This window comes from Paenibacillus sp. GYB004, from assembly GCF_036577605.1.
Taxonomy (GTDB): domain Bacteria; phylum Bacillota; class Bacilli; order Paenibacillales; family NBRC-103111; genus Paenibacillus_AB; species Paenibacillus_AB oceani.
In genome coordinates this window covers 381,155-402,753 of record NZ_JARBDB010000057.1, presented here as the reverse complement: position 1 = coordinate 402,753, position 21,599 = coordinate 381,155, and the positions used below count along the sequence as shown (strand labels likewise).

20 protein-coding genes, 1 pseudogene and 1 riboswitch are annotated in these 21,599 nt (G+C 49.9%); of the genes and pseudogenes, 15 read left to right on the top strand and 6 right to left on the bottom strand.

From position 1 onward, the window contains the following. Positions 1-115: 115 nt before the first annotated feature. On the bottom strand, positions 116-781 hold the full coding sequence (locus PV433_RS24955; RefSeq protein WP_332074727.1) for a universal stress protein: 666 nt from the start codon (positions 779-781) through the stop codon (positions 116-118). A gap of 69 nt (positions 782-850) precedes the next feature. Here PV433_RS24955 and PV433_RS24950 point away from each other — a divergent pair, with 69 nt between their 5' ends. Then, entirely contained in the window at positions 851-1,015 is a 165-nt protein-coding gene (locus PV433_RS24950) for a hypothetical protein (RefSeq protein ID WP_332074726.1), read from the top strand. A gap of 80 nt (positions 1,016-1,095) precedes the next feature. Here PV433_RS24950 and PV433_RS24945 read toward each other — a convergent pair whose 3' ends face one another. Both PV433_RS24945 and PV433_RS24940 read right to left on the bottom strand, forming a co-directional pair. Further along, positions 1,096-1,794, bottom strand: coding sequence for a response regulator (locus PV433_RS24945; RefSeq protein ID WP_190927039.1), 699 nt, complete (start codon positions 1,792-1,794; stop codon positions 1,096-1,098). A gap of 31 nt (positions 1,795-1,825) precedes the next feature. After that, a complete protein-coding gene (locus PV433_RS24940) occupies positions 1,826-3,337 on the bottom strand; it encodes an ATP-binding protein (RefSeq protein WP_332074725.1) in 1,512 nt (503 codons plus the stop codon). A 456-nt stretch (positions 3,338-3,793) separates the two neighbouring features. Continuing rightward, a riboswitch (cyclic di-AMP (ydaO/yuaA leader) is annotated at positions 3,794-3,968 on the top strand. A gap of 245 nt (positions 3,969-4,213) precedes the next feature. Between PV433_RS24940 and PV433_RS24935 the strand changes: the two genes are divergently transcribed. The 10 genes from PV433_RS24935 (at position 4,214) to PV433_RS24890 (ending at position 15,952) form a co-directional block, all read left to right on the top strand. Next, positions 4,214-4,615, top strand: coding sequence for a hypothetical protein (locus tag PV433_RS24935; RefSeq protein WP_332074724.1), 402 nt, complete (start codon positions 4,214-4,216; stop codon positions 4,613-4,615). 134 nt (positions 4,616-4,749) lie between these two features. Next, the gene (gene kdpF / locus PV433_RS34210; protein ID WP_379216962.1) at positions 4,750-4,830 is read left to right on the top strand and encodes a K(+)-transporting ATPase subunit F; all 81 of its coding nucleotides are present in this window, start codon (positions 4,750-4,752) and stop codon (positions 4,828-4,830) included. Between the two features lie 33 nt (positions 4,831-4,863). Then, positions 4,864-6,534, top strand: a complete 1,671-nt coding sequence (gene kdpA, locus PV433_RS24925; RefSeq protein WP_332074722.1) for a potassium-transporting ATPase subunit KdpA — start codon at positions 4,864-4,866, stop codon at positions 6,532-6,534. A gap of 26 nt (positions 6,535-6,560) precedes the next feature. Continuing rightward, entirely contained in the window at positions 6,561-8,588 is a 2,028-nt protein-coding gene (gene kdpB, locus PV433_RS24920; RefSeq protein WP_332074788.1) for a potassium-transporting ATPase subunit KdpB, read from the top strand. An 18-nt stretch (positions 8,589-8,606) separates the two neighbouring features. Beyond that, positions 8,607-9,179 (top strand): potassium-transporting ATPase subunit KdpC, encoded by a 573-nt coding sequence (kdpC, locus tag PV433_RS24915; protein ID WP_332074721.1) that lies wholly within the window; start codon positions 8,607-8,609, stop codon positions 9,177-9,179. Positions 9,180-9,261: 82 nt separating this feature from the next. Then, complete coding sequence (locus PV433_RS24910) at positions 9,262-11,592, top strand: histidine kinase (RefSeq protein WP_332074720.1); 2,331 nt, start codon at positions 9,262-9,264, stop codon at positions 11,590-11,592. Positions 11,593-11,925: 333 nt separating this feature from the next. Then, positions 11,926-12,642 (top strand): metal ABC transporter ATP-binding protein, encoded by a 717-nt coding sequence (locus PV433_RS24905; protein ID WP_332074787.1) that lies wholly within the window; start codon positions 11,926-11,928, stop codon positions 12,640-12,642. Continuing rightward, positions 12,639-13,442: a metal ABC transporter permease gene (locus PV433_RS24900; protein ID WP_332074719.1), complete on the top strand. Its 804-nt coding sequence runs from the start codon at positions 12,639-12,641 to the stop codon at positions 13,440-13,442. The genes PV433_RS24905 and PV433_RS24900 overlap by 4 nt, the downstream gene beginning before the upstream one ends. Before the next feature lie 28 nt (positions 13,443-13,470). Then, positions 13,471-14,481 (top strand): hypothetical protein, encoded by a 1,011-nt coding sequence (locus PV433_RS24895; protein WP_332074718.1) that lies wholly within the window; start codon positions 13,471-13,473, stop codon positions 14,479-14,481. Between the two features lie 169 nt (positions 14,482-14,650). Continuing rightward, the gene (locus PV433_RS24890) at positions 14,651-15,952 is read left to right on the top strand and encodes a hypothetical protein (RefSeq protein ID WP_332074717.1); all 1,302 of its coding nucleotides are present in this window, start codon (positions 14,651-14,653) and stop codon (positions 15,950-15,952) included. Positions 15,953-15,973: 21 nt separating this feature from the next. Here PV433_RS24890 and PV433_RS24885 read toward each other — a convergent pair whose 3' ends face one another. The 3 genes from PV433_RS24885 to PV433_RS24875 form a co-directional block, all read right to left on the bottom strand. After that, complete coding sequence (locus PV433_RS24885) at positions 15,974-16,606, bottom strand: SCO family protein (protein ID WP_332074716.1); 633 nt, start codon at positions 16,604-16,606, stop codon at positions 15,974-15,976. A 218-nt stretch (positions 16,607-16,824) separates the two neighbouring features. Beyond that, entirely contained in the window at positions 16,825-17,325 is a 501-nt protein-coding gene (locus PV433_RS24880; RefSeq protein ID WP_332074715.1) for a FixH family protein, read from the bottom strand. A 16-nt stretch (positions 17,326-17,341) separates the two neighbouring features. After that, positions 17,342-18,757 carry a PepSY-associated TM helix domain-containing protein gene (locus tag PV433_RS24875; RefSeq protein WP_332074714.1) on the bottom strand — a complete coding sequence of 472 codons (1,416 nt, stop codon included), beginning with the start codon at positions 18,755-18,757 and terminating at the stop codon, positions 17,342-17,344. 345 nt (positions 18,758-19,102) lie between these two features. On the opposite strand from PV433_RS24875, the gene PV433_RS24870 reads away from it, so the two are divergent. The 4 genes and pseudogenes from PV433_RS24870 (at position 19,103) to PV433_RS24855 (ending at position 21,443) form a co-directional block, all read left to right on the top strand. Continuing rightward, positions 19,103-19,927: a sensor histidine kinase gene (locus PV433_RS24870; protein WP_332074713.1), complete on the top strand. Its 825-nt coding sequence runs from the start codon at positions 19,103-19,105 to the stop codon at positions 19,925-19,927. Between the two features lies 1 nt (position 19,928). Further along, positions 19,929-20,576, top strand: a complete 648-nt coding sequence (locus tag PV433_RS24865) for a response regulator transcription factor (RefSeq protein ID WP_332074712.1) — start codon at positions 19,929-19,931, stop codon at positions 20,574-20,576. 147 nt (positions 20,577-20,723) lie between these two features. After that, positions 20,724-21,065, top strand: a pseudogene (locus tag PV433_RS24860) (YugN family protein); the annotation flags it as partial. A 24-nt stretch (positions 21,066-21,089) separates the two neighbouring features. Further along, positions 21,090-21,443 carry a CBS domain-containing protein gene (locus tag PV433_RS24855; protein ID WP_332074786.1) on the top strand — a complete coding sequence of 118 codons (354 nt, stop codon included), beginning with the start codon at positions 21,090-21,092 and terminating at the stop codon, positions 21,441-21,443. Positions 21,444-21,599: the final 156 nt, after the last annotated feature.

Below are 21,599 nucleotides of genomic sequence, written 5' to 3'. Positions count from 1 at the left end.
AAGCCTCTCTCCAAAGCATGGAGCTCCGGGTCAACGGGCCCGGAAGTCCGCGAGAATGATAAATCGTTCAGGCAGGTTAGCCCGTAATGGTAAGGTCAAAAAAGCTCTCACCTTGTTAAGGTGAGGGCTTTGTATCGATAGTAGATGCGATACCATCACATATAAGATATTTCATTCCGCCATCATCTGCCTTAAAAACGCCAGTGTTGAAGTCTGTATGAACACTTCGGTAAAAGACGCCTTCGATCTTCTCAGGAACAAGGGAATTCAACCGCAGTAATAAGCGGTTCCCGTCTCTTACAAGATAGGCTTTAACTCCTGCTTCATAGTCCTCGTCTTGTTTTTGCCTCTCGCGCCGTACAGATACGATATGAATATCTACACCTTCAATCAAATGGAGAAGCTGATTAATAATAGAACCTTTCGTAATCTCTTCCCATTTGGTTTGAGCCGACTGCCCGATAATAATTTGTGTGATACGCTTTTCGTTTGCAATGTCTGCAATAACTTCTGCGACATTTCGGGAATCACTCTTTTCCACAATCAGTTCTGCTTGTAATGTTTCGGCCATGGAGCTCCAAAAGGCCATGTTTTTCTCCCGCGCCTCACTATACCGGTTATCATATATCGGATCTACCGTAAGCAAGGTAAGCGGTGCATGTAAAGCGGTAGCCAGCTTCCAGCCACGGCGAATTAATAACTCTGAGCTTGGTCCGTAATACAGACAAACGAGTATTTTTTCTTCAGTTTCGGTTATCTTGGAGTTAGATGTTGTGATCATTTTACGTTTCCCCTGTCGGTAAATATTCGCAATAACGAGCAGAAGCTCGCTTCAGGTTGCTTAAAATTGATGATGAAAACCAGAATAAAAACAAAAGAAGCCGGAAGGAAGAGGGAACTTTGCGCGAATGAAATGCATGATTTAGTTGTTGATGGACATATTACGTTATTTCGATTGCAAAGTAAATCGCCAAAACAGACTGAAAATCAATCCGTTTTTGCCCAGAAATTTTGATCCGGGTCCTATTTTGATGCGGTGACGTTCATTTTTGATATTGTACTTGCGGTTTTCTTCACATCCGTGAATGTGAGCGGTCATTCAGCAGCGAGAAAGCGATATCCAACGCCGGATTCTGTTACAATGTACTTGGGATCTGCGGGATTGTCTTCAAGCTTCTTCCTCAAGTGCCCGATGTATATGCGTAAATAATGCCGATTGGAATCATCGTGCTCGTTCCAGACTTGCTTCAGCAATTGGCTTTTTGTAATGACTCTCCCTGCATGGATAGCCAGAATTTTCAATAAATCAAATTCCGTCGGAGATAGCTTGACCGGTTCTCCCTTCAATTCCACACTTCTTTGCGCAATATTGATCGTTAGTTCCCCATGGTGCAGAACCGGCTCTTCTTGAGCCCTGGCTGAGTGTCGCAGCGCTACGCGAATCCGCGCCACTAGCTCTCCCATTCCGAAAGGTTTGGTCACATAATCGTCGGCCCCATTATCCAGCGCAAAGATTTTATCCGCTTCCCGGTCAATGGCAGTGAGGACGATTACTGGCAAATCGGACCGTTCCCGAATACCCCTCAGTACATCCATGCCGGATAGATCCGGCAATCCCAAGTCGAGTATCACGAGATCCGGAGCGGCGAGAGAAACTTGCTCCAGTCCCTCTTCTCCGGTTGACGCTTCGTATACGTTGTATTTATGGGCTTGCAGCGTCACCTTGAGCAACTTCCGTATTTGAGTGTCGTCTTCCACAACAAGTACTCGAACATGATGTTCATGGTTTGACATACGTCTCGCCCTCCTATTGCTCGCTAGCCTATTAGTTATCTTGGACAAGCGGAAGCGATATTGTGATGATGGCTCCTTTTGGCGCGTTAGGCTGGGCGGAGATGGTTCCTCCATGAAGTTCGGCGATCCCTTTGCTGATGGCCAGCCCCAAGCCCGTTCCCGTGAGGTGCCCGGTTTGTTCGGAACGATAAAATTTTTCAAAAATGCGCTCCAACTCGTCTTCCTTCAGCCCGACACCTTCATCGGCAACAGTTAGTTCGACGAATTCACTGCCTGCCTTGACAGACAGGATGATCTCGCTGTAATCGGGGCTATATTTGATCGCATTGCTGATCACATTGATCAGCATTTGCTCAAGCAGAGCTTCATCGCCAAGAACGATGGGGATTTCATCGGGCAGGTCAAGGCGGATCGTGCGATGCTCCTGGTAGCCTTTCAACTGCATGAAGGTAGAGCCGATGATTTCCTCCAATTCGCACTCATCTTTCCGTAAGGTAAGCATGCCGCCTTCGAGCCGGGCCATACCCAGCAAATTCAAAACCAACCGATTCATACGAAGCGCGCCATCGCGAATGGTCACAAGAAGTTCCATTCGTTCCTCGGCGGTAAACAGTTTCTCGCCATCGATCAGCCCGGTTGCCGAACCGATAATGGCTGCGAGCGGTGTACGAAGCTCGTGCGAGACGGAGTTCAATATGGCGATGCGAAGCCGCTCGGATTCGGCGGTCAGATGGGCCAGCTTTGCCTCTTCCTCGAACTTGACACGTGCGACTGCACTGGCCGCCAACCCGCCAACCGCTTCAAATAGCAAGGCTTGTTCCGGGAAGGTTTCGCTTCGCTCGTGCCTGGAAATAAGAACCATAACTCCGAATCTTTGTTCCTCAATCTGAAGCGGGATAAAATGCCCGATGAGTCCTCCGGTATGTGAAATTCTTTTTTCCAATGACTTACCTTCTTTGTAGACGCGTTTAGCAAGCGCAAGCTCGGCTTGTTCCTGTACATGATGGGAAAATGGACTGGAACGACGGGCGAGCGTAAGCTCATTGTTGTTTTCAGCCAAATAGATCGTGACGTCCATTTTCAGGATTTCAGATAGCTGTCGGGAAAAACGGTCCAGCAAGGACGGCATATCGACGGCAGAGCTAATCTGTTTACTGAGCGCATAAAGCGTGGCGGTTTGCTTCTCTTTTTGCTTGGAATAAAGCACTTGTTGTTTGAGTCGTGCGGCCAAGCTGGCTGTTAATACCGCAACTGCTATATAAACGGCAAAGGAAAACAAATACCTAAGATCCGCGACGGTAAAACTGAGCACCGGCGGTACAAAAAAGAAATCAAAGGACAATACGCCCAGGAAAGCGGCGAAGAAAGCCGGACGCAGTCCCCAAACTACCGCATTAAGAAGCACTGGAAGCAAGTAGATCAGCGAAATATTGGCCAAATCAAAGGCGAGCCCGAAAGGTTGTATTAGGATCGTCATTCCCGCAATTAGCAGCGCGGTAGTGATGTAAGGACGCAAATCGTGCTTGGTATGAAAAAAGGGCATGGCTGAACCTCCTGCTGCGCTTATGACTCAAACTGAGACTGTCGATTCATTATGAACAACCAAGTGGAAAGTGAAAAGATTGCCTTCTGGCGAGTTTTGTTCGGAATCCCAAACCTTAAATTCCATTTAAATAAAGGGATTCCGGACAACCTGTCTGAGCAGAAGAAGGCAATTTTTCACTTGGAACGGCCAGATAACACTTCTACACATTTAATCGACAGTCTCAAACTCACCATTAGCGTACTGTAAATACTGCGCAAAAGAAATGGTTCCAGGGGGTAAAAGTTCCGTAAAAATGATGGAAAAGATCGAAAAACGGCGTGTGAAGGAGGGAGATGAAGGAAATAGAGGCCAGGGAATCAGATCGAGATGTAGAGAAGAAAATGAAACCAATTTACCTTGCGGCTCGCTTTACAATTATTTGCATGGGGAGTAACATTCGGTTCATGAATTCAATGATTCACTGTGCTGAATTGCCTTTCAGGCAAACGGGGGAACCAATCACGGAAGCTTGTGTGAGAGCGAGCATCCGTACGGGGTGAATCCTGCCGCCGGAATATGACCCGGTTGCAGGTAGGGCGACTCTCACCGCCCGAATCCGTCAGCTAACCTCGTAAGCAAGAGCAACTCTTTGGAAAATAGCGTTGCTTATGGAGAGAGGATGATGAAGCTTGTGATCGTAACTTCCGACCACAGGGCTTAGGCCTCCTGTGGTTTTTTTGTAATTAACTAACTACGCAAGCGACATAAGAGAGGCAACATTTATTATAACTAGACACGGGTTTACTCGCTTTGCCTTGGAAGTTGAGGAAGAGCAATCTCAATTCGTTAGCTTCTTTTTTGTTGCCTCCCCGTGTAGGGATAGGAGGGACACACGTGAACGATCAAGACAATTATCTTCTCGTTTCAGCGCCTACAGAAGCCGGTCTAGCATTTCTGCGGGTGCTGGCGGCAAAGGGATCGCACTATGCTGCATTAACCTACAATAAAGCGGAGAAGCAAGCTCTGGAGGAAATGGGAGTGGAGAACATTCTTATGGTGGATACAAAAGACAGTCGTTCACTACTGGTCCCCGAGCTGCCGATCGGTAAGGTTTACTTGTTTGAACAAAGCTTGGATTTGTGCTGCAGGTATATTCAAATATGCCGTTCCTGGACGGCAAAGCCGATTTATGTCATCACACAGGGGAATAATGCCCGGCTCATCTACAAAGGGCTTGGTGCGAAGTACGTAATTTTATCACAAGGGACGGACTTGTCCTTTCTGTTAAGCGAGTAAACGTAAAGCCTGTAAAGGAGACGTGAAAGTATGTTGGATATCGGAATGATTGCACTGGTTGCTATACTGGCTGCAGCCATGATAGGCCTCGCTGCTTGGGCAGGCAAGGTTGTCGAGGAAGGGCGTGAAGAAGCATGATGTGGGCGCTCGGTATCGTCGTGATCCTGTTGTTTGTTTATTTGGTTTACGCTCTGGTTAAGCCGGAAAAGTTCTAAAAAACGCCTGTTCTCAGGAAGGAGTATTGTGATATGGCTGGAATCCTTGCCATTGTCGTTACATTGTTGCTGGTCCTGCTGTTGGCTCGGCCTACTGGACTATATATGGCCCGAGCTTTTGAATATAACCGGACGGGACTGGACCGGTTTTACAGTCCATTGGAGAAATGGATTTATGCCATCGGAGGCATTCGCCAAGAGAATCAGACATGGCGAAAATATGTCGCCACATTAGTCGTCAGCAATACCGTCATGATTTTGCTCGTATATCTGGTGTTTCGAACACAGGCGTATTTGCCGTTGAATCCGGCCGGTATTGCCAATATGGACCCGAGCCTAGCCTTTAATACGGCAATCAGCTTTATGACAAACACCAATCTGCAGCACTACAGCGGGGAGAGCGGATTATCGTACTTGTCGCAAATGATTGCGATCGTCTTTATGATGTTTACGGCTCCGGCTACCGCGCTTGCAGCGGTGTTCGCTTTTATGCGCGGGCTGGCAGGAAAACCGTTAGGCAATTTTTTCGTCGATATGACTCGTGCTATTACACGGGTATTGCTGCCGATTGCTTTTGTTACGGCCCTTATTTTTGTTGCGCTAGGCGTTCCACAAACGCTTGAACCGGCGGCGGTCGCTCAAACGATTCAAGGCGGTGAACAAACCATTGCCCGAGGCCCGATGGGTTCGTTCTTGTCCATTAAGGAGCTCGGGAATAACGGCGGGGGATTTATGGGCGTCAACTCGGCTCACCCATTTGAAAACCCTAATGCAATTAGTAATTTGATTCAGATCCTGCTAATGATGTTACTTACGACATCCCTACCTTTTGCATACGGCAACATGGTCGGGAATGCCAAGCAGGGACGGGTACTGTTTGTTTCTATGGCAATGCTCTTTATCGTTTTGCTGAGCGTTTCGCTGACGGCTGAACATACTGGCAATCCGGCTCTGAATGCAATCGACATTCAGCATGAACAAGGCAGTATGGAGGGCAAGGAGGTTCGCTTCGGAGTTGCACTATCTTCCTTATATTCAGTCGTAACAACGGCATCCGAGACGGGGGCGGTCAATGCGATGCATGATACGCTGACGCCAATCGCCGGGTTGATCACCATCGCCAACATGATGTTGAATACGACTTTTGGCGGCGTAGGAGCCGGCTTTATGAACGTACTGATGTATGCGATGATCGGCGTGTTTCTCTCCGGTCTGATGGTTGGGCGTACACCGGAATTTTTGGGCAAAAAAATCGAAGGCAAGGAAATGAAGCTGATTGCCGTCACGATGCTGGTTTCGCCTGTTCTCATTCTGGTTCCAACGGCAATTGCGCTGTTCAGCTATCCCGATACGCTGTCCAATCCGGGCTTTCACGGCCTGACGCAAGCGATGTACGAGTATACCTCGTCTGCTGCGAACAACGGTTCCGGATTCGAAGGGCTAGGTGACAATACATTGTTCTGGAACACGACAACCGGAGTCGTTATGTTTTTAGGCAGATATTTCTCCATTGTCGCTTTGCTTGCTGTAGCCGGGTCGCTTGCTGCCAAGAAGACGGTGCCGGAAACGACAGGCACCTTTAGGACGGACACGGGGTTGTTCGCGATTGTATTTTTGGCTGCTGTGCTGATCGTTGGAGCGTTAACGTTCTTCCCAAGTCTCGTACTCGGCCCAATTGCAGAACAGTTGACATTGAAACCATAAGTTTGATTGTAATGGAGGTTCTCACGATGCAAACTAAAACATCCGGACTTAGCGGGTCGATTATCCGGAATGCTGTCAAGGAAGCGTTCATGAAGCTGGACCCTAGAGTCATGTTCCGTAATCCGATCCTGTTTGTAGTGGAGATAGGATTTAGTATCACATTATTTCTATGCTTTTTCCCCGGAGCGTTCCAAGGCTCGACACCGGCTTGGTTCAATATAGTGGTTGCCGCCATTTTGCTGGTGACGTTGTTGTTCGCGAACTTTGCGGAGGCATTGGCTGAAGGAAGAGGCAAGGCGCAAGCGGATTCGTTAAAGCGGACAAAAAAAGACATTGTTGCAAACAAATTGGTCGGCGGAGAGATCAAGCAGGTGGCTTCAACCGATCTTCGTAAAGGAGATATTGTCGTCATAACACAAGGAGAAATGATTCCGGGGGACGGCGAGGTTGTCGAAGGGCTCGCGTCGGTCGACGAATCAGCGATTACGGGAGAATCCGCGCCTGTCATTAAGGAAGCTGGCGGCGATTTCAGTTCCGTCACAGGCGGAACGCACGTCATCAGCGACCAGATCAAAGTAAGGATCACCAGCGACCCGGGAGAATCGTTTCTGGATCGGATGATTTCACTTGTCGAAGGGGCTAAACGGCAAAAAACGCCGAATGAAATTGCCCTGAATACGGTTCTGATCAGTTTGACCCTGATTTTCCTGATTGTCGTGGTGACACTGCCGTTTTTCGGGGACTACCTCAACATTGAAATTGATGTTCCCGTCCTGATTGCCCTGCTTGTTTGCCTTATCCCAACCACAATCGGAGGGTTATTGTCTGCGATCGGAATAGCGGGAATGGATCGGGTGACCCGGTATAACGTAATTGCCATGTCGGGGAAAGCTGTGGAAGCTGCGGGGGATATTAATACAATCATTCTGGACAAAACGGGTACGATCACATATGGCAACCGGATGGCGAGTGAATTTATCCCGGTTGGCGGCGCCAAACCGATTGAACTAGGCGAGTGGGCGGCGATTGGTTCAATGAAGGATGAGACGCCGGAAGGGCGTTCCGTGCTGGACTTGATGAAAAAGCTGGAACTCGGGTATAACGGATCAGTAGCTGCCGGTGGAGAGTTCATCGAATTCAAAGCGGAAACACGAATGAGTGGGATCGATTTGTCGGATGGCCGAAAAGTGCGCAAAGGGGCCGTCGACGCGATTAAAAAATGGGTAGCTGCCCAGAACGGGATCATACCGACCGATTTGGATGTGGCAGCTGATAGAGTAGCTTCTGCCGGGGGCACGCCGCTGGCCGTCGCAGTCGATAACCGAATTTACGGCGTCATCTATTTAAAAGATACGGTCAAGCCCGGGATGCGTGAACGTTTTGACCAAATGCGCCAAATGGGCATTAAAACGGTGATGTGTACAGGCGATAACCCGCTTACTGCCGCTACCATCGCGAGGGAGGCGGGCGTTGATGACTTTATCGCAGAGAGCAAGCCGGAAGATAAAATTGCCGTGATTCGGCGAGAGCAGGCAGAAGGTAAACTGGTGGCTATGACGGGTGACGGCACAAACGATGCGCCTGCATTGGCGCAGGCGGATGTGGGAATTGCGATGAATAGCGGTACGGTAGCGGCCAAGGAAGCGGCGAATATGGTGGATCTAGACTCCGACCCGTCCAAAATTATTGAAGTTGTAGCGATAGGAAAGCAGCTTCTGATGACCCGCGGCGCCCTGACGACGTTCAGCATCGCCAATGATATTGCCAAATACTTTGCCATCCTGCCTGCCATGTTTATGCTCGCCATTCCGGAGATGAATGCTCTGAATGTCATGCAGTTGGGATCGCCGATGTCGGCTATTTTATCTGCGCTTGTCTTTAATGCGATTATTATCCCGCTATTAATTCCGCTTGCGATGAAGGGAGTGGTGTATAAAGCAGTCAGTTCGGCGCAACTGCTAAAACGCAATTTGTTGATTTATGGCTTAGGCGGTGTCCTTGTTCCCTTCGCTGGAATCAAACTCATCGATCTTGTTATCCATATGTGGGTATGAAGAAAGGAATGACCTAAGATGAAATTATTGACATCCAGTCTACGAACCAGCTTGCTATTCATGTTATTATGCGGACTCGGCTATAACCTTGCAGTTACCGGAATCGCACAGATCGTGTTCCCCGAACAAGCTGAGGGGAGCTTGATTCAAGACGAAAAAGGAAATGTTATTGGCTCGAGGCTGATTGGACAGTTGTTTTCCGAACCTGAGTTTTTCCATAGCCGTATCTCCAGCATCGATTATCAGGCGGACGGATCGGGATCGCCGAACTATGCGCCGTCACATCCTGCATTGTTGGAGAGAATAACGAAATCCTTAGAAGAATGGAAGATCAATAATCCCGAAGTTCCTGTCAGCGGCCTTCCGATTGATCTGATTACCAACTCCGCCTCCGGCTTGGACCCCGATATCAGCCCGGAAGCGGCACGTGCACAAATTCCGCGGATCAGTCACTTGACCGGTATTGAACAGCAACATTTGGAAAGACTTGTGCAAGAACAAACGAGCCATCGGACGTTTGATTTCTTGGGCGAACCTGCGGTAAATGTATTGCAGCTCAATATCGAACTGCAACGTTTGCTTACAAGGTAAACGAAATATGAATCTCCCTGCCTGCTTTTATCGGGCAGGGAATTTCCGTTTGCAAGCTGCTTCAGGGAAAAAGGAGACAAACATGGAGCCATTCAAACGAAAAACGCCGGAAGAAATTTTATATTCCATCTCCAGGCTTCACCGAGGCCGATTAAAAATTTACATTGGTGCGGTCAGCGGTTCAGGTAAAACGTATCACATGCTTCAGGAAGGACAAATGTTAAAGCGGCAAGGGATTGATGTGGTTATTTGTGCCGTTTCAACCAGACAACGTCCCGGCACTTTGGAGCAGATCGGTGACTTGGAGCGGATTCCGAGCATCCATTGGGTGAAGGATGGTGTCGAGCACAAAGATTTAAATCTGGAGCGGTTGTATGAACGCAATCCGGAAGTTGTCCTCGTAGACGGACTGGCTCATCGTAACCGGAAAGGGGCGCTCCATCCGACAAGACTGGAAGACATTCGTTGCCTTCTTGATAAAGGAATCAGCGTAATCGCTACGGTTAATGTCTATGAATTGGAAGGCGTAACCGAGCTCGCTTATAAGTTAACAGGCATTGCCGCAGAACATACCATTCCTTCCGATACCCTGGATTGGGCGGACGAGGTACGCCTAATTGATGTAACGCCGGAGGCGATACTGGAGCGATTATCGGATGGCCGTTTCCAGCATCCTGATCCTACCTTGTTCAAACGGGGAAATTTGGCGAAGCTTCGAGAGCTTGCCTTGCGGCTTGTAGCCGAAGGGGTCAACGAATCGCTGGAAAAGCATCGGGAGGAGGCAGGGTTATTTGGTCCATCCGGTGCAACAGAACGTATTCTTGTATCTGCGCAATACCATTGGAACGGTTCGATCTATGTTCGCAGAGGTCAGCAGGTTGCCAAACGGCTTGGTGGCGATCTTCTGGTCGTGACCTTTATCAATCCTAAAAAAACGTTGTCTAAGGAGGCTTCGACCTTTAAACGTTCGCTTCTTCAAATGATCAAAAAGGTAGAGGGGACATTCGAAGAAATTCCGCTCGCTTCCCGGCGCGCTCTGCCTCGGAAATTGGTTCACTTTGCGGCCAGTCATAATGTCACCCGTATCGTCATGGGGCATTCCAAGATGAGTCCATGGCAAGAGTTTTGGAGGGGATCGATCGCAAACCGGCTGTTGAGCCTAATTAAAAATGTCGACCTCTTGTTTATTGCAGACCGCTCGGAACAGGAAGGCAGGCGGATCTTGCCAGCCGGAACGCAGCAAAAGCGGGAGCCGAGCTCCTATCATCGGCTGACGGATCAGGAGATGAAAGAAAGAATACAAAAAATAAGACGCGGCAAATTTAAAGTCTATATCGGCTCTGCGCCCGGCGTAGGGAAAACGTATACCATGCTGCGGGAGGGGAACGATCTGTTAAAAAAACAGGTCGATGTCATAATCGGCCTGCTGGAGACACATGGTCGCACCGAAACATTGGAACAGGTAGGCGCGTTGCCGATGATACCCAGAAGCAACACTCACTACCGGGGGGTGGAACTCGAGGAAATGGACGTGGAAGCGATTCTGAAGCGGAATCCGGAGCTCGTATTAATTGACGAGCTTGCCCATACCAATGTACCCGGCAGCAAGAATCGCAAACGTTATGAAGATGTGCTGAGCATTTTGGATGCCGGGATTTCCGTCATTTCCACGATGAATGTGCAACACCTCGAAAGCTTGAATGATGCAGTTGAACAAATTACAGGTATTCGGGTGCACGAAACCGTTCCGGACCATATCCTGCATTTGGCGGACGAAGTCCAGCTCATTGATGTATCGCCTTCGTCCTTGCAGCAGCGCATGAGAGAAGGACGGATCTATGCAGCCAATAAAATAGAACAGGCATTGAATTCCTTTTTCAAGACAGGAAACCTGATTGCGCTGCGTGAGCTTGCACTTCGGGAGATTGCGGATGATGTAGATGAGCGATTGGAGTCCTGGGAGCGCAAAGCCTCGCTTCGTGGTCCATGGCGAAAAAAAGAAACGATTTGTGTTGGCGTGACGGCAAGTCTTAACGCGGAGCGTTTGATTCGAAGGGGATTTCGTATCGCCTATCGTTTGAAGGCCGAGTGGTATGTGATTTATGTTCACAGAGGAAGTGTAATTCCGGATGAAGTGAACAAACGAATCGAACGCATAAAAGAACTGTCCGTGCGATTGGGAGGTATATTCGAAGTGCAGTTTATTGATAAGGAACGAGATGTGGCTTCCGTTCTGATCGGCAAATCGGACGAGAAAATGGCAACACAGATGGTTTTGGGGCAATCTGCAAGAAATGTTTGGAAACTTGTGCGCCATGGCTCAGTCGTCAAAACGGTGCTCCGTCACGCACGGCATATGGATGTTCTGATTGTTGCGGACTACGATCCCTTTGTTAAACCATTCGACACATGATTGAGCTCATAACGACAGGGATTAATCAAATTGATTATGCTGACAGACGATAACCGGGGAACGGCATGAAGCATTAAGAAAAGTCCGGTTTAACAGTGTAAACCATTATTTTGACTGCAATATGCGCCGCATCAAACAACAGCCCGTATCGGATTATCCGGTGCGGGCTTGCTTATTTCTTCTTGCAGGCATGACTTGTCACAAAATAGTAATGCATTCCTGACTTAGTAGCTCCAAGGAGTCATTTCGGAGATGCTGCTTTTTCTATAGAATGAATTGCAGCCATCTGGAGGGGTTCGAGTTCGATTTTACGAAGTGAAAGCGGTGTTCGACATGGAGGTATCAGTAAAAGAAGAATTCGCCATAGAAATGAGCCGTTTCACAGGAGGCTACAGCCGGAACCCTATTTTGCAGCAAATCACTTTTCGTATCAAGGCTGGAGAAGCGGTTGCTGTAGTGGGGGAAAACGGTGCGGGAAAAACGACGTTTTTTCGGGCGATCCTTCAATTGTTGCCCGTGCATTCCGGAAGTATGGCAATTATGGGCCGTGAGATTCGTTCGAAGCGTGATAAACGCTGGGCGCGTTCCATGATCGGCTACGTACCTCAAACACACGGGACAGGGAAATTTCCGATATCAGCGGAAGACGCCGTATTATTGGGGAGGTGGGGAACTTCGTTCGGATTTGGCCGCCGTCCAAGCAAGCAGGATGTGGAGATGGCCGGGGATATGCTGGAGCGGGTCGGTTTGACGGCTATGCGCCAAACGGATTGCCGCTTATTGTCCGGCGGTCAGAGGCAGCGCTTGAATATCGCTCGTGCGTTGGTCCGCAAACCGAAAATCCTTCTGTTGGATGAACCGACAACCTATTTGGATGAGGACTCCCGGAATATGCTGAACGCTTTGATCGACGAGGTTAGACATGATAGCCGGACGACTGTGATTACGATTACCCACCTCAAAGAAGAGGCTATGCTAATGTCGGACCGGGTTGTGCACTTGAAAAACGGTAATCTCTACACGGCAGCTGGTGCGGAGGAAGCCACATGACGGTATGGGAATATTTTCAGCTCCCGGTATTTCAAAAAGCGCTGCTAGCTGCGATTCTTGCAGGCGCAGCCATTTCCTTGCTGGGGATTGTCATTGTCATGTTGAATCTGACAACGATTCGGTTTGCTCTTATGCACATGGCCCTTCTTGGAGGAGCGATTGGCTTATTGTGGGGGACCGCACCCATTGTAGGAGCTATGGGCGGAATTGTGGCCGGCTCGTTGTTGTTGGGACCGCTCTCGCGCAAGCTCAATCTCGATACGGGACTGATCGGGGCTTTTTTCATGACGGGGGCTATCGCGCTCGCCTTTCTGATTTTTCACGCTGCGGGCATTCCGGCAATGGATGTATTCGGGCTATTTGCCGGAAGTATTTTGACCTTAACCACGCTAGATATCACATTCCTTGCCGTGCTGTCTCTGGTCGTGATCGGGACGTACGGGTTCTTTTACAGGGAGCTGCAGCTGCTGTTTTACGACGAAGCTCAAGCGTTATGGCTGGGCGTACCTACGGAAACGCTGAAGAGCGGGTTGCTGTTTCTTACCGGTCTGTCGATTGGGGTTATCATGAAAATAGTAGGGGCGCTGATGGTTGACGCGATTATTTTGCTGCCTGCCATGGCCGCACTAAGAATCGGGCGAAGCTTTGGACAATTAATCGGATGGACGTCCGTCTTTGGCTTGATTACGACTTGCGGCGGGCTACTTCTTTCCATGTTATTCGACTTTCCAACCGGTGCGAGCATTACGATTACGGGCGTTGCTGTTCTGGTCGCGACTTTTGTGTTGCGGCGTTCCTAATATCTTATTGAATGAGGTGGAGAATGAGATGAAGAAACGAATAAAGGGCAAAATGCTTGTCGGTATGGTGCTGACAACGACGCTGGTCTTGTCGGCTTGCGGCAATGCGAACGAAGGGACGGAATCCAACAAGGAGACGGGCAGCCCTCAACTTGCTGCAGGGCAAACGCAGCAGGCGGCTACTGACCATGAGAAACAGAAGAACGGTTCGGAATTACACGGGCAGCAAGCAGGAAATAATCTTGGAGCTAACGGCGGGGGACAACACGGTCAGGCGGCGTCCGGGCAACACGGGGGCAACCATACTCCCGGCGGACAGCAGGCGAGCGGCCATCCCAATAAGCCGGTCCGTCTATCCGAGGTGCAAGGAGTTGTCGCCTCGACCAGTTTGACGGCCTTGATTGCCGAAGCGGCCGGCGCAAGTGAGGTTCGGTATATTGCGCCGTCGGAGCTGCGTCATCCGCCCGAATATGATTACCGTCCAAGCGATATTAGCAAAGTGAAGGACAGCTACCTGGTCTATCTCGGGTACGAGCCGTTTATGGCCAAATTGATGGAAGGCGCTAAGATATCGCCGGATATGGCGGCTACCATTGAGGTGGACAACACACCTGACGGCTATAAGAAAGCAACGAAAAAATTGGCCGACATATGGGGAACACAGGATCAACAGGCCAAATTTGAAGCGGAAATGGATCAATTGGCTCAAGAAATCGTTCGCTTGGCAGGCGAGCACAAGGTCTCCGGTCAAAAGGTCGTATCGCAGATTTATATGACCCCGATCTTAAAATGGTTGGGTTACGAGATCGTCGGGGAATTTGGGCCGAATGAAGTGACCCCGTCTCAACTGGCCGATCTCGCCAAGCTCAAACCGGATCTAGTCGTTGATAACCTGCACATGCCGCTAGGTGCCGGATTTTCCGAAATATCCAAGGAGACCAAACGGATTGAGCTTCGAAGCTACCCGGACCCGAATATGGAATCTTTGCTTGATATTTTGCGCCACAACGCGAAGCAGCTTGGAATTATAGGGGAATAGCAATTCAAGTTATCTGCAAAAGGCGGGGAGCCGGCAAACCGTGGGAGATTTGGTTCAAAGCTCCCACCGAGATCCCGATTACCCGTCGATTAACCGGCATGTGCGCTATCGCAAGGCTGTATCAGTTGTATCAGTTCAATCGTCACAATGGAGCGGAAGGAGTACCGATATGCGTGTTTTTATGAGGCGTTTTGCTGCGGCGTTGCTCTTGACAGCAGTTTGCCTGTATGTCCCGTCTGCTCCGGGATGGGAGGCGGCGGCCTCCTCCGGACATGAGCATATGCACGCGGAGGTAAGCGGAGAATGGAGCGGTCTGCTTGTCAAGCTGAAGAGCTTTGCGGAAATGAGCTCGGTTATGCTTCTCCTGGGCGTATTTGTGTTCCGTGCCGTGCTATTGCCCGCCTCAGGCGAGCGGGAAGTCTGGCCGGCGATCGGGCGGATCGAACGGATTGCGTCCGTTGCGGCCTTGTATGCCCTGATGCTTGCAGGCTCCAACAACTCGCTCACTATTATCAAAGTCGCCGTAGCTATCGTGTGGCTGCTTGCAGTCTGGGAAATCTTTACCCCTGCCAAATTGTCCACGGTCCTTAAAACGTTGTGCGCGTTGGTCCTTGTTCCGCTTTTGCATATGGAGAGTGTCGGAGCCTTCCTTTCGATCACCGGTACGATCGCCTTATTGGTCTCCAGTATCCATACGGCATCGCTCGCTGTCTGGATTGGCGGAGGCGTTTCGGTTTATGCGGCGTTGGCCCGGAAGCCGGAATTATCCGGACCGCAGCTTCAATTGCTGCTTGCGAGATTCATGACATGGGCCGCTGCTGCCTGCTGCGGTATTGTTTTTTCAAGCTTGATCGGTTTGTTTCCAGGTCCGGGCGCAGACGGCCGGGCGGAATGGATGAGCAGGCCGGAAGACATTCTGATATTGTTCAAGCTGCTGCTGATTCTTGTTATTGTCTGGGTTGCGACAGACGGATACGGACGATGGAGACGAGCGGGGGACGAAGAGATGCGTTTTCGCTTCCGCTATAAGCAAAGCGTACGTTTTTCGTTGAGCCTGACAGTGCTTGTGATGCTGGTATCCGCTCTGGTCTCAACGCCGGTTCCTGGAGGAAGAGTGCTGAAGGAGCCGATTTACTGGCATGTGATGGGGCAAGAAGCCCACATGTCGCTGCGGATACGGGAGTGGAGCGGCAGAGGGCAGCAAGTCCGCCTGGATATTTGGCTTCCGAGCGGAACGGGCAAACCCGTGTCAGCCGAGGTAGCTCTTCGGCGAGACGAAAAGGGGGTGAAAGTGCCGATTCTGTACAAGGAGGGAGGCCCGGACCCCTACGGTTTTGAAGGGTTTGATAAATACACCTACGAATCCGAAGGGAACTATATGGCCGGTAACGGTTCTTGGACGATCGAGGTAGTTGTCACCGATGGGAGACAGAAGCGGCACACCTATGAGAAAGTCGAAGTGATCCCGTAAATGCGGAAGCAGCAGCCGGTATTACGAATCCCGCTGCTGCTCTTCAAGCAAGGTTTTGATATCGGACATCATCTTTTCATTGTCCATCTCTTCGCCCATCTTGTATATATTGCGTACCCGCTGCTTGCCGTCGATCAACAATAAGGAAGTTACCGAATGGGCAAACAAGCCATCGTCGAGCCGTACAATGGAAATATTGTATTTGGAGGCTATAGTTTTGACTTCCCCTTCTTCTCCCCGCAGCAACGTCCAACCGCGTTGATCAATTCCCAATCGTTCGGCGTATTGTTGCAATACGTCCGGTGTATCGTTAACAGGATCGAAAGTAATGGAAACAAACTCGACCTCTTTTCCAAACAAGCCTTGTTTCTGAAGCTCGGACTGGAGAGCGACCATATTGGCGGTTGTGGCGGGGCAAATATCCGGGCAGCGGGTAAAAATAAAGGAGGTTATTCGGATCTTTCCGTCAAATCGTGCCTCAGTGACGGTTTCCCCATTCAAATCGGTTAAGGAAAACGCAGGAGAATTCATCTTAATCTGGAGCGAATTTGAACGGAAAAAAGTATCATACAGCCAATAGGCGACGACAACAAGGAATAATATCAGCAGAGATACGAGCAACGGGTTTTTCGAAGATCTACGGTCAGCACTCACGCGGTTTTATCACTCCTGCTTCATTTGGTGGATAACGGTTCCTATTTTATCTGAAATGACGGGCTCTTTACTATGACTACATAGGGCTATGATTGCGGGCTGGAAATGATCATCAAGCTGCCGGAGGTCCCGGTTCATGAATGAAACGGGTCTTGTCACCTCTGAATGACGAGTCAGGCAGCATGCCGGACTTTCGCCGACATGCTGCCTGTAATCGGTTAGTGGTGAAGACCTCCGCTGCTTCCGCCGGAAGCCGGCTGGTTGGACGATTGTTGATGTTCTAGCGAAGCGAGGCGCAGGACGGATTCTTTGCCGATAGCGAACCGTTTGGCCGGCATCGCTTCAAGCGGACCGGATGTAACCCGGCAGCGCACAACATATACGCCTTCATCGTTCATACGGTGTTCGGCGGTATACAGTCCGTTGCCGCCAGATACGCCGGCGATTTCTAGGCGCTGCTCGGGGCTTCCCTCCGGCCAGAACTCAAAGGTTACGCGCGCGCTATCGACTGGCGCTCCCCTCTGCCCGACGGTGACGCGAAATTGTAACGGAGAACCGGGCGACAGCTCCGGCGGAAGCCGCATATCCACGGTTAGATGCGGAAGGAGGCCGTGCTCGTCCGTGGAGCCGAGATTGGCTGTACATGCGCTCAGGAAAAGGGCAGCCATCATGGTGAGGACGACGGCTGTTCCGCGAACGGAAAAGCGGAATAGATTCATGAGAGTTCTCTCCTTGTTATGCCGAAAACCAATGTTTCAATGGGCGTATTCGGCGGATGATGAGCAGATCAAGCATCAGAACAACGATAAGCGACAAACCAACCAACGGCATGAGAGCTCCGAGCACGAGCATGATGAGCAAGACACCGATTGTAACCCGCTTCTCGCCCGGCCTTCCCGGAGCGCCCAGTTTGCCTTGCGGCTTGCGCTTGCGCCACATGAAATAGGAGCTGACGGCCATCAGCATAACTCCGATACAGGTGATCAGGCCGAGCAACTGATTGGCCAGACCGAACAGCCGCCCTTCATGCAAAGCAATGCCCATGGTGATCCCCTTGGCCATCAGTCCGTAATCGGCGTAACGGACATCGGTAAGTACGGCGCCGCTGTATTGATCGAGGTGCAGCGTGGCATTGTCTCCCGGTCTTGTGTGGGAGGTCGAAATTGTATAAACGCCTGTTTCGCCCCGTGGCATGGAAATGGTGTAGGGGAGCTTCACCTGTTGTTTGCCGGAAATGGTAACCATGTCCTGCACGGCGAGGGGAACGTACCCGCCGACCGCCGATTCGGGAACGGGAAGATTCTCTGCAGCCCAAGGCACATCGTCGGCCACATCCTTGGCTACCGTTACCGACTCCGGTTTGGCCATGAAACTGAGAGCGTAGGGCGGATAATTGGTATGGGTAGCGTTGGCGAGTCTGTCGATTTGGCCGCCCAGCACGCCGGACCAAGGCAGTCCCGTCGCAATGAGCACAAGGGTGCACAGGGATAACCAGAACGCCGGAACGGCGTGCAGGTCGCGCCAAAATGGACGGCTGCCCGGCTTGCTGAGCCGCGGCAGAATCGTGCCCCAGATGGCCGACTTGTTGCGCGGCCACCACAGGTACAGACCGGTGATCACAAGAATGACTGCCCAGCAGGCGGCAAGCTCAACTAGCCGGTTGGCCCATGTGCCGCCAATTACCAACTCGCTGTGCATCTTTTTGAAGAAAGCGGAAAAGGTTTTGTCACTGTTCAGTATTCCGGTGATATTCCCTGTGTAGGGATCGGCATACATCGTTGTGGAAGTCCCGTTGCGATTGGCTGCCATCTTGACGGTTGATTCCGGATCATCGGGAAACGTAATGGATGAAATGGTAGTACCGGGGTAAGCGCGCACCGTCTTGGCGATGATGTCATCTGCGGACATCGCTGTAGTTCCGATTTCACGTACAGTCAACATGTCCTTGTACAAGTAACCTTCAATTTGGGGTGTAAATAAATACACGGAGCCGCTGAAAGCTAGGATGAGCAGGAACGGAGCGAAAATAACACCCGCATAGAAGTGCCATCGCCATACGGCTTGATACAGGGAAGACAGCAGTTTGTTCGTTGCGGACTTGCGGGAATCAGGTGTTGACGTTTCAGGCGGTTTCGAAACGATTGCGTTCATACCGGTCTCCTTTTTTCCTAATTTCATTACCCTCTATACGCTGGTTAATTATAGTCGCGAAAATCCCGTTGGTTCTATGGCTCTTTCGTGTTAAAGGGCTCGGAGGTTTGTCCAAATTGTGAGCGAGGAGTTGCCTGAGCCTATGACGATCCGAAGATTTGTTCAGTATGAGCGATACAAGAATGGTCTTTTATCATACGCTTCGGATATACGTGGCTCCGCCTTGTTTTAACCAACAAGTCTACTTCTGAAGTGAGAAATACAGTAGCCATTTGGAGTCATATCTGTCCGGTTCGCTTCGGGGTAGAATAAGAAGAGGCGGACTTTGAGGAGAGGAGACTTAAGTTGACATATAAACAAATCAAATGGCTGATTCTGATCATCCCTACTTTGACAATTGGCATATGGGAGTATGTACGGCACGAGTTTCTGCTCCCCTATATTTCCATGGAACTGGGCAACTGGCTCGCACCCGTATTGGTACTGCTGGTAACCTTGCTATTCCTGACACAGTTGTTCACCATGATCGAGCATAATCAGGAAGAATTGAATCGAGCGAAGGCTGTGCGGGCGGTCATGGAGGAACGGGAGAAGATTGCCCGGGAATTGCACGACGGGATCGCGCAATCGGTATTTTTCTTGAATGCTCAGGTATCCCGTATGGAGCGGATGAAGCATGCGGATGACTTGCCCTTGGACAAGCTGAAAGAAAGCGTGCACCGCACGAACGATTACGTAAGGCAAGCGATCGCAAATTTGCGGCATGCGGCCGATGCGGATAGAAATCCGTGGCTGCAAGGAGTGGAGAGTCTGATTGACGAGCTGCGCCGTGAAACCGATTTGCAATTTGAAACGAAATGGGAAATCCCGGAATCGCAGCTTTCCTCTAAAGATAAAGTGGAGTTACTGGCGATCGTTCGGGAGGCTTTGCTTAATATTCATAAACATGCGGATGCCACCCGTGTCCGCGTACAAGCGCTGACGACCGACACGGGATGGATTTGCCGGATCTCGGATAACGGGAAAGGATTCGAGCCGGAGACTGCGGTTGGAGGAAATCGCTATGGTCTTAAGATGATGAGGGACCGCGCCAACAATATGACTTGGCGGCTGCATATCGAAAGGAACGAGGGAGAAACGAAAATAACTATCGCAAAGGAGGCAACTTGAAATGTCAACATTCCGGGTGATTATTATAGACGACAGTGAGATGGCCAGAGAAGGGATTCGGATGATTTTGGAGAGCGACCCGACCTTTGAGGTGGTGGCGGAGGGAAGCAGCGGTGAAGAGGCGCTCGCTCTCAGCGAAGCATGGATGCCGGATATGATTCTGATGGATATCCAAATGCCGGGAATAGGCGGGCTGGAGGCGACGAAACGGCTGAAAGAAAAATACCCTTATGTCAAAGTAGTGATGGTAACGGTTTCGGACGATATTGCCCACCTGTTCGATGCACTCAAAAAAGGCGCGCAAGGTTATTTGTTAAAAAATCTGAAGCCGGATGCATGGCACGAGTATTTGAAAGCAATTGCCGTCGACGAGGCGCCGATGACGCGCGAGCTCGCGTTTCGCATCTTGAAAGAGTTGTCGCCCATAGGCTCCAACGAATCTCAGGCCAGTCCACTAACCAGCCGGGAACGTGAAATATTGGGGCTGGTCGCGAAGGGGATGAGCAACAAAGATATTTCCAGTAATCTGGATATTTCTGAGCATACTGTAAAAAACCATCTAAAAAACATTCTTCAAAAGCTCCATTTGGAAAACAGAGTTCAGCTTGCGCGGTATGCCTATGAGCAAGGCTGGATGAGCAAGCGATGATGGAACGTGCGTATTATTACTCAAGTTCAAAAATCATTCACTAAAAACAAGTGATTAGAAGGCTTATGACTCCAAATAGCTACTTACACGCCTCTGCAAGTCAAGTAGTATAAATTGCAGACTGAACGTTATGGAGGAGGTTGCCTGATGATTATAGAGAATGCGCAAATCAATGGGATTCAAACAGACCTGGCTTATTTGGATGAAGCAATGACCAAGCTTGACTTTGTCAGATGGCAATGGGAATACAGAAGGGCGACCTATGATTTCAAAATGGAGGCAAATGCAGGCGGGGACGCTTATTATTTGCGGATCAATACTCGGGCAGTTGAAGGAAAGCTGGAGTCTCCAGACGCCATATTACGCATAGAGGCCGTGTATATCGGAAAGGCAACATTTCCCCATGGCCTTGATTACGATGCTTTAATACCGGATCTTGTTTTACAGGAGGCTAATCAAAAAATTGCGGGACTGTATCAGCTGTTAAAAAAGGAGCAGTTAATTGAAGAGATCATGAGAAAGGAAGTGCCGCGCATTGGGCCGCATGTTTCGTTGTACGAGGCTGCCCAAATGATGAAAACGACTCAATCGGGAATTCTAGCGATTATACAGGATGATGATTTGGTCGGTGTGATAACTGAACGGGACTTAGCAATTCGCGGCTATGCGGAAAAGCAAACTGATTCCATTCCGGTAGAAAATATAACCTCATCCTCTTTGTACAGTGTGGATGCAAACTATTCAGTTGCGGAAGCTATCCGGATTATGGTGCGTGAGAAAATAAGCGGGGTTCCCGTTGTCAAAAACGGCGTTTTGGTCGGAATGGTTACACTTGACGATTTGGCGGCAAAAAATTACTTTGCTTAATCGCCTTCTGAACCATTGACGATTCTGCAATAACTTCAATTTGAAAATTATTTTCCGATTTAACGAAAAGCCCATTTGCATCCTTTGCAAAAAGGGCTTTTTTTCGATGATCAGAATAGTTAAGTTCTCACCGTGTTAAAGCGCAGATGAACCCGG